General features: G+C 66.2%; 12 protein-coding genes. 7 read left to right on the top strand and 5 right to left on the bottom strand.

The window, feature by feature from the left end:
• Positions 1-695 (top strand): strictosidine synthase (locus tag AC1DP3_RS09425; RefSeq protein ID WP_477292898.1); only part of this gene is annotated, 695 nt, incomplete at its 5' end.
• A gap of 77 nt (positions 696-772) precedes the next feature.
• The gene (locus tag AC1DP3_RS09420; protein ID WP_477292897.1) at positions 773-1,399 is read left to right on the top strand and encodes a TetR/AcrR family transcriptional regulator; all 627 of its coding nucleotides are present in this window, start codon (positions 773-775) and stop codon (positions 1,397-1,399) included.
• Between the two features lie 30 nt (positions 1,400-1,429).
• Here the strand turns inward: AC1DP3_RS09420 and AC1DP3_RS09415 are convergent, their stop codons facing one another.
• Positions 1,430-2,044: a TetR/AcrR family transcriptional regulator gene (locus AC1DP3_RS09415; protein WP_477292896.1), complete on the bottom strand. Its 615-nt coding sequence runs from the start codon at positions 2,042-2,044 to the stop codon at positions 1,430-1,432.
• 118 nt (positions 2,045-2,162) lie between these two features.
• Here AC1DP3_RS09415 and AC1DP3_RS09410 point away from each other — a divergent pair, with 118 nt between their 5' ends.
• The 3 genes from AC1DP3_RS09410 (at position 2,163) to AC1DP3_RS09400 (ending at position 4,745) form a co-directional block, all read left to right on the top strand.
• A complete protein-coding gene (locus AC1DP3_RS09410; protein WP_477292895.1) occupies positions 2,163-2,945 on the top strand; it encodes an SDR family oxidoreductase in 783 nt (260 codons plus the stop codon).
• Between the two features lie 47 nt (positions 2,946-2,992).
• The gene (locus AC1DP3_RS09405) at positions 2,993-3,835 is read left to right on the top strand and encodes an alpha/beta hydrolase (RefSeq protein ID WP_477292894.1); all 843 of its coding nucleotides are present in this window, start codon (positions 2,993-2,995) and stop codon (positions 3,833-3,835) included.
• An 88-nt stretch (positions 3,836-3,923) separates the two neighbouring features.
• Positions 3,924-4,745, top strand: coding sequence for an alpha/beta fold hydrolase (locus tag AC1DP3_RS09400; protein ID WP_477292893.1), 822 nt, complete (start codon positions 3,924-3,926; stop codon positions 4,743-4,745).
• Between the two features lie 15 nt (positions 4,746-4,760).
• Here AC1DP3_RS09400 and AC1DP3_RS09395 read toward each other — a convergent pair whose 3' ends face one another.
• Positions 4,761-5,741: an aldo/keto reductase gene (locus tag AC1DP3_RS09395; RefSeq protein WP_477292892.1), complete on the bottom strand. Its 981-nt coding sequence runs from the start codon at positions 5,739-5,741 to the stop codon at positions 4,761-4,763.
• Between the two features lie 182 nt (positions 5,742-5,923).
• On the opposite strand from AC1DP3_RS09395, the gene AC1DP3_RS09390 reads away from it, so the two are divergent.
• Positions 5,924-6,793 (top strand): helix-turn-helix transcriptional regulator, encoded by an 870-nt coding sequence (locus AC1DP3_RS09390; RefSeq protein WP_477292891.1) that lies wholly within the window; start codon positions 5,924-5,926, stop codon positions 6,791-6,793.
• A gap of 94 nt (positions 6,794-6,887) precedes the next feature.
• Here AC1DP3_RS09390 and AC1DP3_RS09385 read toward each other — a convergent pair whose 3' ends face one another.
• Positions 6,888-7,538 (bottom strand): HAD-IA family hydrolase, encoded by a 651-nt coding sequence (locus AC1DP3_RS09385; RefSeq protein WP_477292890.1) that lies wholly within the window; start codon positions 7,536-7,538, stop codon positions 6,888-6,890.
• A 108-nt stretch (positions 7,539-7,646) separates the two neighbouring features.
• Between AC1DP3_RS09385 and AC1DP3_RS09380 the strand changes: the two genes are divergently transcribed.
• Positions 7,647-8,267: a class I SAM-dependent methyltransferase gene (locus AC1DP3_RS09380; protein ID WP_477292889.1), complete on the top strand. Its 621-nt coding sequence runs from the start codon at positions 7,647-7,649 to the stop codon at positions 8,265-8,267.
• Between the two features lie 40 nt (positions 8,268-8,307).
• On the opposite strand, the gene AC1DP3_RS09375 is transcribed toward AC1DP3_RS09380, so the two are convergent.
• Together AC1DP3_RS09375 and AC1DP3_RS09370 are read right to left on the bottom strand one after the other, a co-directional pair.
• Positions 8,308-11,298 (bottom strand): glycosyl hydrolase, encoded by a 2,991-nt coding sequence (locus tag AC1DP3_RS09375; RefSeq protein ID WP_477292888.1) that lies wholly within the window; start codon positions 11,296-11,298, stop codon positions 8,308-8,310.
• 163 nt (positions 11,299-11,461) lie between these two features.
• Positions 11,462-11,935, bottom strand: a complete 474-nt coding sequence (locus tag AC1DP3_RS09370; RefSeq protein WP_477292887.1) for a winged helix-turn-helix transcriptional regulator — start codon at positions 11,933-11,935, stop codon at positions 11,462-11,464.
• Positions 11,936-11,977 lie beyond the last annotated feature (42 nt).

Genomic DNA, 11,977 nt, shown 5'->3' with positions numbered 1-11,977 from the left:
GGAGGGGCCCGCACTCCGGAATCATCTCGAACACCGCTGGGCTTGAGGAGTACCGGCAGATCCACCTGGACGAGGAGAACCCTGGCCGGTGGCCTGCCACCGAAGGCGTCGAGACGCAGATTCCGGTCGAGCGGAAGATCGACGGCATCGCCGAAGTCACGTTCGAATCCGTCCTTTCACCGCTCAGCGGTCGCAAGCAGACCGCCCTTGCCTACCAGGACGAGATCAACGTGTTCCGCCGGACTCTCCTGTACGCCGGACCCCCGAACTCGTCGCGATGGTACGACGTGGCGCCCGGCGAGAGAGTCGGATCACGGGGCGTGCTCTACCTCCGCCGCCGTCAGGGCGTCGGGTCGATCGCGTTCCGAGCCTTCGTGAACAAGACGCTCGTGCCGGCACTGGCCGGCGCCGCACCGCTGAAGGAACTGCGCACGCAGGTCTTCCTTCCGTGGAGCGAGAAGCTCTGGGACACTCCGGACGTCGCGCACGACAATCCGGACGACCAGCATCTCCACGCGTCCGTCGTCCTCGGCTTCGCCGAGCAGGCGGCGCGTGATGAGTTCTCCTCGGGCCGCCGCATCGCAGAGGTCATCGAGGCCCTCGCTCCGTTCGTGTCTGCCATCCACGCATACGACGTCTCGGCCGCACTCACGTACGTCCGGGACGGGCGGATCCTTCCTCGCCACGAAGAGTAGTGACGGCCTCAAGCCGTCAGACTGAACAGACAGAACGCTGCCCGACGAATTCTGGTCGGGCCGGACCGGAGGACCACATGACTCTCCCTTCCTCGCCGATCGGACGGCGCGAGCGGAACAAGCAGCAGAAGCTCGACCGCATCGTCGATGCCGCTCGTGAACTGTTCGCCGAGCATGGCGTCGATGACGTCACGACTCAGCAGATCGCAGAGAAGGCCGACATCGGTGCCGGCACCCTCTTTCTGTACGCGAAGACCAAGGGTGAACTTCTTCTGCTTGTGCAGAACGAGGCCTATGCCACGGCACTCGACGAGGGTCTAAAGGATGCGGCCGCCGAACCGCGCGCCGTCGACGCAGTGCTGGCGCTGATCGAGCCGATCGTGCATTGCAACCGCGTCCAGGTCGACAACGGACGCACCTACCTCCGCGAGATGCTGTTCGGCGACCCGACGGATCCCCATCACCGCGCGGCGCTGGAGATCGCGGCACGGACGGAGGAGTCGATCGCGACGATCCTCCAGCGCACCGTCGGCATCGAACACGTCCCGGCCGCGACCGCAGCACGAATGATCTCCGCGGTGATGTTCGTCAGCATGGCGGCAGGCGAGAACGTCGCGTTGAGTGTGAACGAGATCATCGCGCAGATCGAACAGCAGATCCGGCTGCTTCTCGCTGCGTGGGAGGGCCCGGCATCGAGGGCGTGACCGTCGCGGCTCTGCTTGCAAGTGGTGCGGCTACGCGTGATCCACCAGGGCCCACCACGCCTTGTCGAATGCGCCATCGGTGTCGCTGAAGCCCTCGAGCGAGGACGCGACGATAGCGCCGGTGCGCATTGTGAAGAGCACTTCGGCGGTGCCGTGCGGCGTGGGATGGCCGAGTTCGACGAGGGAGTCGACCATGAGGTCCCGCACCCATGCCCGGTGGCGGTCGACGACCGCGCGTGTCTTGTGCTGAGGATCGCTGTATTCCGCTGCCGTGTTGATGAACTCACAGCCGCGGAAACCGGTGCACTCCATGCCGGCCTTCGCGCCGGACGCGATCTCGGCGAGCAGGGCGCGAGCCCCGTCGGGTTGAGCGCGTATGGCGCTCAACGCCTGGCGCGCGTCGGCCGCCTGGGCCTCGAGGAACGCAACCACGAGGTCGTCCTTGGTGGGGAAATGACGGAAGAAGGTGGCGCGAGCGACGCCGGACTCCGCGATCAATCGATCTACACCGACGGTGCGGATACCCGTCGAAATGAACAGTTCCGTGGCCCTCGTGAGGATCCGCTGGTACGCAGCTGAGGTGGTCGGGGGTCGGTTCGCGGCCGATGCGAGCGCCCCTTCATCACCTGCGTCCGAGATGCTCACAAATCCACCCTTGCCCTTGGAGTTCTCCCTAGGCCATACTCCCACATGAGGGCAAGATAGACCGGTCCGTCTACTTCCGCTTCGGCGGTTCTGCTCCTCCATAGCTGACGGGAAGACTATGGATCTTGGATTGGCCGGAAAGTCGGCAGTTGTCACTGGCGCGAGTAAAGGGATCGGGCTGGCCGTCGTCCAGGCGCTCGCGAAAGAGGGCGCCTATGTTCTCGCCGGCGCTCGTTCGGTCACGCCCGAACTCGAGACGGTGATCGCAACGGGAAGCGTCGAGTTCTTCGCCGTCGATTTGGCAACGCCCGACGGGCCGGATTCCCTCATCGAGCGAGCGCTGACAGGAAGAGGCATCGACATCCTTGTGAACAACGTCGGTGCTGTCACCCCGCGTCCCGACGGGGTCGCGAGCGTGACGGATGCCGATTGGGAAACGACGCTCAACCTCACCCTGATGGCGGCGGTGCGCACCATACGAGCAGCACTGCCCGCCCTGATGGGGGGTGGCGGCAGCATCGTCACCATCAGCTCCGTCAATGCCGCTCTGCCTGACCCGCTCGTGGCTGACTACTCTGCCGCGAAGGCAGCTCTGTCGAACTACTGCAAGTCGCTGTCAAAGGATGTCGGCGTGCACGGCATCCGCGTCAACACGATCAGCCCAGGACCGGTGGCAACAGCACTCTGGATGGGGGCTGCCGGAGTCGCACAGGCCGTCTCCCATGCTCGAGGGGGCACACCAGAAGAAGTCGCTGCCGCGGCGGCGGCGCAAGCAGTGACCGGACGGTTCACTCGGCCGGATGAGGTCGCCGACCTGGTGCTGGTACTGGCGAGCGACCGCTTCGCGAATATCACGGGTGCCGACATCCGCATCGATGGCGGCCTCATACCCACGCTGTAACTCTTCCGATCCTCCGTCCCACCAATCCGACCCATGAAGGAGTCGCTGTGTCAGATGCAGCTGTCAGTCGCCCGTTTCCCGTCCTGTTCATCCACGGACTCTGGATCCACGCGAGCGCGTGGCGTGAATGGCAGGATCTCTTCGAGGCCTCCGGCTACGAGACAACCGCCCCCGGGTGGCCGGGCGATGCCGACACCGTGCAGGGCACGCGCGAGAATCCCTCGGCACTCGACGATGTCGGCATCGAAGCAATCTGCCGGCACTACGCCGGAGTGATTGAGCAGATGCCCGTGAAGCCGATCGTGATCGGTCACTCCTTCGGTGGGCTGATTGCCCAGGAGCTCCTCGCGAACGGGTACGCGACGGCCGGAATCGCCATCGATCCRGCGCCGATCAAAGGGGTGAAGGCGTTGCCGTTCTCGCAGCTGCGATCAGGTCTTCCCGTGCTCGGCAACCCTGCCAACAAGCATCGGACTGTCTCTTTGACGGCCAAGCAGTTTCGGTACAGCTTCGGGAACGTGCTCTCGGAACAGGAGTCCGATGCTCTGCATGAAGCATGGACGATCCCGGGGCCCGGGCGGCCGTTGTTCGAGGACGCGACCGCGAACTTCACCAGGAATTCTCCCGCCGCGGTCGACACCCACGTTGCACCACGGGGGCCTCTGCTGCTGACGTCCGGCACCGAAGATCACACGGTACCCAAAGCCGTGACTCTCGAGGTGCTCAAGCTCTACGGCGACAACCCATCGGTCACCGACTATCACGAGTTCGACGGACGGGGACACTCCCTGACGATCGACAGCGGCTGGAGAGACATCGCAGACGTGACCCTCGATTGGCTCAACTCCCAACGGCTTGAAGAGACACCGAAACTCAGCACGCTGCGATAGCGGCGCAGCTTGGCATGAAGGCGTGCGGCTGAACGTCTCCCGCCCGGCCGCAGCTCTGAGACGGGAGAGCGCCCGGTACCCTGGGTCGGTGAACCGCCTCCCGGCCGCGCGACGTATCGCGCGCACATCTGAGGGCGAGTCGATCGTCTACCGGAGCTACGGGGCGGGAGAGCCGGTCGTGCTGGTGCACGGGACAGCCCTGTCCCAGCTTGTCTGGCGCGTCCTCGGCTACGTCGACGCCTTGGTGACGGACCACCGGGTCATCACGATGGACCTCCGCGGCCACGGCCAGAGCACCAAGCCGGTCACTGCCGACCGGTACTCGCTCGAGCGCCTGGCCGGGGATGTCCTTGCGGTCCTCGACGATGCCGGAATTCCGTCGGCTCACTACATCGGCTACTCCCTCGGCGGTCTCATCGGCTTCTCGCTGGTCGACCGCCTGCCAGAGCGGATCCGCTCATTCACGGCGCTCGCCGGCACCTTCCGACCCGCCGATGAGAGTGCGGAACGTGTTCCGGAACCAGCGGCGGTCATCGCGGCCGGCGGGATGGACGCCTTCGTCGAAGAATGGGCACGGGCGAGGGGCGAGTCCGTCGACGCCGAGACGTCGCGGGCGCTGCGCCGCAATGACCCGCGGGCGATGATCGCGTTGCTGACGGCCCTCGGGTCAGGGAAGCCCATGGACACCGAGCGACTCGCGGCACTGCGAACCCCGTCGCTCCTCATCGTCGGCGATGCTGACACCGCCTGCTCTCAGCCGACGCGCGAGGCGGCGATGCGGATGCCCGACGCGCGCCTGGTGGTCCTCGCCGGTGAGGACCATGCCTCGATTCTCGGGGCGAGCGCTCAGGTCATCCCTGAGGTTCGGCGATTCCTGCGCGCGCAGCGGAGTCAATCGGATCTGACCTGAAAGGGACGGGCGCGGTCACTGATCGATCGAGAGCATGTTGGCTTGATCGTGGCGGTCGCCGGCGGCGGGTTCCAGCGAGGTGAGGCGTTCGGCGTGCTCCAGCGTGAGTTCGACCGTGTCGGCGGCGGTGTTCTCTTCGACTCGTGCCACCCGGCGGGTCCCCGGGATCGGGGCGATGTCGTCGCCGCGGGTGAGAATCCATGCCAGCGCCGTCTGCGCCGGGGTCGCGCCGATCTCCGCACCGATCGCACCGACCTCATCGACGAGGCGAAGGTTGCGCGCAAAGTTCTCGCCCACGAACCGCGGGTTGGTCTTGCGCCAGTCGTCATCAGGGATGTCGGCAACGGAACGGATCTGCCCCGTCAGCAGGCCATGCCCGAGCGGCGAGTAGGGAACGAACCCGATGCCGAGCTCGCGGAGCAGGGGGAGGATCTCTGCTTCCACGTCGCGACTCCACAGCGAGTATTCGGTCTGGAGCGCCGAGACCGGCTGCACCGCATGTGCCCGGCGAATGGTCTTTGCGGACGCTTCGGAGAGACCGAAGTGGAGCACCTTGCCGTCGGCGATCAGTTCGCTGACTGCAGCCGCGGTCTCCTCGATGGGCGTGTTCGGGTCCACGCGGTGCTGGTAGTACAGGTCGATGTGGTCGGTTCCCAGCCGCCGCAGTGAGCCCTCGACGGCGGCTTTCACGTTCGCTGAACTGCTGTCGATGACACCGGGTCCGCCGCCGGCGTGGGAGACCAGGCCGAACTTCGTGGCGATCTTCACCTGATCGCGGCGGCCCCTGATGGCTCGGCCGACGATCTCTTCGCTGAGGTAGGGGCCGTAGATCTCGGCGGTGTCTATGTGGGTGACACCCAGGTCCAAGGCGCGGTGGATCGTGCGGATGGACTCGTCGTTGTCGAGACCGCCGCCGCTCGTGTAAGTCCCCGCCATAGTCATGGCGCCGAGGCCGATGCGGGAGACCTCGAGGGTCCCGAGATGTGCGTTCTTCATGAGTACTGTCCTTCTCTTCGGGCGCGGGCTGGCTACTGCTGGCAGCGGTGACGATTGCGCCGGTTGCGGCGAGCGGCTGATGGTTCGAGTCAACGCCTCTTCGCGGGAATGAGCGTGGCCCCACCTATGGGTGCCCCGGCAGGGACCCGCTACACGTCGAGAGTCGGCGTACTTTCGATGGCATGGACAGCCCGAACCCCATCAGCGAGTTCCTCACCACGCGGCGTGCGAAGCTCACGCCGTCGCAKGTGGGATTGCCCGACTTCGGCGGTCGCCGCCGGGTTCCGGGGCTTCGCCGCGAAGAAGTCGCAATGGTGGCCGGAATGAGCGCCGAGTATTACAAGCGCCTCGAAAGGGGCAACGCAGCGGGAGTCTCGGAAGCGGTGATCGACGGTGTCAGCCGCGCCMTGCAACTCGACGAAGCCGAGCACGCGCACTTGTACGACCTGATCCGGGCCGCGAATGCGGGCGCTCACCCACTGCAGCGAAAGGGCGCGCCTCGCAAGACGCACCTCACCGCAGGTATGAGACAGACGATCGATTCCATGTCGACCGTGCCGGTCTTCATTCAGAACGGCCGCCTTGATGCTGTGGCGACCAACCGGCTGGGGGCAGCTCTCTTCTCCGAGATGCTCGACGCCCCGTCCCCAGTCAACGCTGCTCGGTTCATCTTCCTCGACGAGCGTGCCCAGGCCTTCTACCGGGAATGGGAAGCGCAGACCCGCCAGATCGTCGCGGTGCTCCGCTCCGAGGCCGGCCGCTCCCCGTACGACCGGCAACTCAGTGACCTCGTCGGCGAGCTGTCCACCCGAAGCGATCTGTTCCGGAAGCTCTGGGGAACTCACGACGTCCGCGAGCACCGGACCGGCCTCAAACTCGTCCACCATCCCGTGGTCGGCGACCTCGACCTCACCTTCCAAGCGATGGACCTCGCATCCGACCGCGGACTCCAGATGATCGTGTTCTCCGCGGAGCCCGGATCGGCCACCCAGGAACGCCTCCAACTGCTCGCCAACCTGGCACAAACAGCCACACCGAATGCGAATGTCTAGGTATCGATAAGAAGCGTCCAGCACCGCCGCGAAGACAAGGCCGCGCCGGTGGGGGATCCTGGCCGTCCGCTGATCCGCAGGTCCTATCGACCGATCACCCGGTGAAGGAAAGCACAAGGCCATCGGCGGCGGAGGTAACCCGGCAGGCTGCAACGGAATCGACAATCCACGTCGGGTCGCCGTGTTCGGCGTGGCGACCGACGCCGAGCACCCTCATCCCGGCGCTGATTCCCGCGGCGATCCCGCTGGCCGAGTCCTCGACCACGATGCAGTCGGAGGGATCCACTCCGAGGCGCGCCGCGGCGAGCAGGAACGCGTCGGGGTGCGGCTTGCCCCTGCGGACATCCTCCGCGGTGACACAGAGGTCCGGGATCCGCAGTCCTGCCGCCCCCATGCGCGCAAACGCCAGACTCTGCGTGGCGGAGGTGACGAGCGCGTGCGGGATGCCGAAGAGATCGTCCAAGAGCTGCGCCGCGCCGTCGATCGCGACGACGCCGTCCAGCTCCGCCGTCTCGGCGGCCAGGAGCTCGCTGTTCTCCGCGAGGTTCACCTCGTCAGGCCGGCCCGGCAGCAGAATCGCCATGCTCTCGTGGCCCTGCCGACCGTGGATGACCTCGAGGGTGCGCGTCGGGTCGACACCGTGCTTGTGGGACCACTGCGTCCAGACACGCTCGACGACCGCATGCGAATCGACCAATGTGCCGTCCATGTCCAGAAGGACGGCTCGCAGCGGGGTCGGCGTCACCCGATCCACCATAGGCGCGAAGTGACGCCAGAACCGCAGCCATCACCGAACCGGCGCACGCTGAGGAATGTTGTCGTGCGTTCGGGATCGGCTGGGGAGAATGGTCGGATGGGACAAGCCGAGCGGTCGCGCTGGAACCACAACATCCACTTCCATCCGATCGTGATGAAAGCCATCCCGCCGAGCGCGACATCTGCTCTCGATGTCGGCACGGGAAACGGGGAGCTGGCCGGCGATCTGCGAGACGCGCTGCCCGACGTGACCGCGGTCGACCTGGATGCCGAGGTCCTGGCGAGAGCGGCTGCGGATCACGACGGGATCCAGTGGATTCGCGGGGACGTCATGACCTACGACTTCGGCCGGACCTTTGACGTCGTGGCCTCGGTCGCCACCATCCACCACCTGCCCAGCCTGCCGGACACGCTGCAGCGGTTCGCGGACCTCACATCCCCGGGTGGCGTCGTTGCGATCATCGGCCTCGCACGGGCGACGACCCCTCGCGACCGGCTGCTCGGCCTGGCCGGCGTCGCTCAACATCAGTTCTTCTCGCGCACCCGGAACTACTGGGAACACTCCGCGCCGACGGTGTGGCCGCCTCCCCACACGTACTCGGAGGTGCGGGAGAGCGCAGCCCGCGTTCTTCCCGGCGTTCGCTGGCAGCAGTTCGCTCTGTGGCGGTATGCCCTGACGTGGAACAAGCGGCTCAACGCGGGCACCTCTTCCCGCTGACGGATCCGCGAGCGCCCCACCGTCTGCTCGCACTCTCACCTCAGCTGTACGGAAGCACCAGCACTGACTGGTTGCCGACCCCGAGCGTGCCCGGCTGGTTGCCGAGAGCATGCCACACCTCGGCCTTGACCGTCCCGTTGCGGAGATCACCCAGTGCCCCCGTGGCGACCAGCAGCTGCGCGGTCTGCCGGTAGTGCTCGTAGCCCGGGATGGGATCTGTGGCGAAATATCGGTAGGTCTCGACCCGATCCCAGGTGCCGTCGCCGGTCAGGTCATACGACAGCCGCAGCTGGGTGGCGTTCCCCACGGCCTGGCCGGCGTCGACGAGCAGATCGAATGTCGGAGCGCCGCCCGAGAAGCGCAGCGTCAGATGGGAGGCGGTGAACGTGATGGCGTTCTGCGGCTTGCCGTCGAGTTCCGCGTTGGCGGGGGCGAGCGTTCTCGCGCCAGCGGCACTTGCCGCCCCGAGAGACCCGTTGACGCCCAGGTACAGGGTGCCGACTGCGACGGGCGTCGGCGTCGGCGTCGGCGTGGGCGTGGGAGTCGGAGTCGGAGTGGGAGAGGGCGTACGAGTGGGAGTGGGAGTCGGAGTGGCCGTCGGTGTCGGTGGCAGCGACGGTGTCGGTGTCGGAGTCCCGCTCGGGCCCGGTCGGCCGATGGCGTTCCCTCCCGACCAGTTCTGTGCACCGGTGGCCACGGTCTTGCCGGCCGGGACGTTGACTCTCGTGCCGTTGGAGAAGGTCACCGTCAGCGCAGACGATGAGACGTTCGCCGCGACATAGGTCCGCTGACCACCCTTGATGAACGCAGCCGCGAGGGGATGATCTGCGGTGAGCGTGGGGTCGAGGACTCCCAAGGCGGCCAGGTTGCGGATCCAGTGGAAGGTGTGTGCTTTGCTCTCCCCTTCCTCGGATGCGAAGCCCGGGTTGGCGCGGAACTTGCTCAGGGCGAGGTCGGGGTCACCGAGGGCGAGGAACTCCCAGAGGATGTCCTGCCACGCTCGCGGTTCACCGGCGTTGCGCACGATCTCGTCGTAGTTGATCTTGTTGTAGCTGGGGTTGAGCCCCAGGTACAGGTGGCTGCCGGTGATGGGCAGCTGGTTGATGCCGTGGATCTTCTCCGGCATGTCGGTGAACCACGTGGCGTACGCGCCACCGTCGCCCCAGACCATCCCCACGGTGCTATGCGGGAAGGCCGCAGGAAACACCTCGTCGTCGACGTCGAACCAGTACTCCTCGATGGCCGCCGCCTGCGTCGCATAGATATACACGCCGGCGTCGCGGATGGCGGCGTTCCCGGTGGCCTGCCCCCACTGGATCAGGGCGCCGGCGAAGTTCATCCCTTCCGAACTGGATTCCTGGTTGTTCCCGGAGGCGAAGGCGCCGTGCCCGGAGGCCCAGTCGTGACCGGCGTAGACGTCGAAGTCACGGAGGTAGGGGAATCGGACGTCGGAGCGGTCGTAGTTGTTCGCGTCGCGGATCAGCAGGTCGATCATGCCTCCGTATTGGCCGGCCCCGGCCCAGGTCGGATCGAACTTGGCCAGCGTGGCTGCGGCGGCGATGAAGTAGCCGTAGTGGAAGTGGTGATCATTGAGCTCTTGATCGGAGCCGTAGCTCGCGTTGTAGCCGATCAAGGTGCCCCACTTCTGGTCATAGTAGAAGAGGTGGTCCGTTTCGCCGGCCGAGGCGGTGAGCCAGTTGGTCAGTGTCTGCTTGATCGTGGTCAGCGCCCTGTCGCGGACGGCCGTGTTGCCCAGCTGGTCAGCGATCTCGGCGATCCGGGCGGCCCGTCCGAGGGCTTTGCCGGCCCAGTACGTGTCCGGCTTCTGCTCACCGGCAGGATCGTTGGCGACTTCGTTCAGCAGGCGGTCCATCTCGGTCCGGTCGGCGCCGGAGGACGTTGCCACTGCGGGCACTTCGGGCAGGATGCCGTGGAACTTCATCGTCGTGGTGAACGACGTCACGCCAACGAGAGTCTTCATCCGTCCGCGTGGGGAGACGTACTCATCAGCGATCGGGGTGCCGCCCGACAAGGCCTTCCACTGATGGGGGTAGAGCGCCACCACGGTTCCCGACTGGCTGCCCTCACGCGGCGTCGTGATGAGCCGATAGGTGGTCTGCACCGAGCCGGAAGCAGGATCGTAGCGGTAGTCCACAGCTGTTCCGGTGACGTGCGAGTGCGCGAACCGTCCATAGCTGTCGGCGAATGAGTTGCGTTGGGCGTCCGTACTGGATGCCGTGCTCGGAAGCACCGCCACGGTGAAGTACGACTTCCCGGCGAGGCTGGAAGTGATCACGCCACCGTTCACGGTCCAGAGTGCACCGGTCGGGGCGTAAGCGACATAGTCATGACCACGGATCGTGAAGCCGATCCGGCTTCCGCCCGAGCTCCAGATCCTCGGCGACCCGTCGACGAGCAGCTGCGCGCCCCCACCGGACACGCGGTAGTACGACATCGGCAGACCATGGCCGATGGTGGCCGTCATAGTCCGTACGCCGTCGGTCCACTGCGGTGAGACGGTCCAGTCCGACCAGCCGTCGACCATCACTCTGCCGGCTTGGAGTCCGGGCATCCCCACGAGCACGTCCCGGATATAGGGAAACTTGTACTCACCGACTCCGGTGGCGCTGCCGGTGACGACGGGAGTCGTCGTGTGGGAGATCCCGAGGCCTCCGGGGAACGTGTCGTAGGAGGCGGGATGTGCGTGAAGGGGCTCGCCGAACGCGCAGTCGGTCTTCTTCCACAGGATCGATGTCCACCAGTCGTTGGTGGGGATCGGCCCCTGAGGGGCGTTCGCGGTGAGCGCGGCTCTCGGGTTGGTGGAAAGATCGCCGCACCCCGAGGGCAGAAGCTGCCCGGCGGGAAGTGTCGTGGTGTACGACCCGGCGCCCACCGTCGCGGCGCTGGCTTTTCGTGGGAGGCCGATGACGAGAGCGCCCACGACGAGGGCGAAGGCAAGCACGATGGCGATGGGGCGCAGATCGGGGCGAGCAGGCAAGCGAGGGCAGGCGACAGCCAGGCGAGTGGTCACGACGTTTCCTTTGGAACGGAGGATGTCGGACGCGAGAAGAGTCGCATGGGAGCGCTCTCAAGCACCCGTTGGGCGTCACGCTAGCCCTCATGTCCTTGCCGGTCAATGGAGCAGTCGTCGCGGCCACAGCATTCCCGTTCATCGTCGGCGCGCTGCGTTGCGACTATGGCGCCCGCTGACCCCCGCGGCGCGCGGCGACGTACTCCGCCGGCATCCCGGGTCCGATCTGCACCTTCGCCTCGCCGGCGTCGATCACTCCGCATTCCTCGCACACGACCCGCCCACTGACTGGCTGACCGCACGATCCGTGTCGATACAGGATCGGCGGCTCGCCGGGCGCTGCCCAGTCGTCTCCCCACTCCGTCAAGGCGATCAGCGCGGTCGCGAGCGCCTGCCCCTTGGTGGTGAGCACATAGTCGGCCGAACCCTCGCGGTGCATGATGCCGCTGTTGACGAAGGCATCCAGGCGTGCGGCCAGCACGTTCGTCGCGATGCCGAGATTGTGCTGGAAGTCGCCGAACCGCGTGACCCGAGCGAACAGAGCGTCTCGGATGATCAGCAGGCTCCACCGCTCGCCGACGAGTTCGAGCGATCGCGCGATCGAGCACACCTGCGTGTCGTACGTCTTGCCCAGCATGGACTCGACATTAGCACTTGCATGATGCAAGTAAGCGGACTA

This window comes from Microbacterium sp. P5_B6 (assembly GCF_056400345.1).
Note: the sequence above shows the minus strand (reverse complement) of the source record. Positions and strands in the feature narration are given on the sequence as shown.

Coding starts and splice junctions, on each gene's coding strand:
- AC1DP3_RS09370 (WP_477292887.1), bottom strand. CDS start 11,935: ATGCTGGGCAAGACGTACGACACGCAGGTGTGCTCGATCGCGCGATCG.
- AC1DP3_RS09420 (WP_477292897.1), top strand. CDS start 773: ATGACTCTCCCTTCCTCGCCGATCGGACGGCGCGAGCGGAACAAGCAG.
- AC1DP3_RS09395 (WP_477292892.1), bottom strand. CDS start 5,741: ATGAAGAACGCACATCTCGGGACCCTCGAGGTCTCCCGCATCGGCCTC.
- AC1DP3_RS09410 (WP_477292895.1), top strand. CDS start 2,163: ATGGATCTTGGATTGGCCGGAAAGTCGGCAGTTGTCACTGGCGCGAGT.
- AC1DP3_RS09380 (WP_477292889.1), top strand. CDS start 7,647: ATGGGACAAGCCGAGCGGTCGCGCTGGAACCACAACATCCACTTCCAT.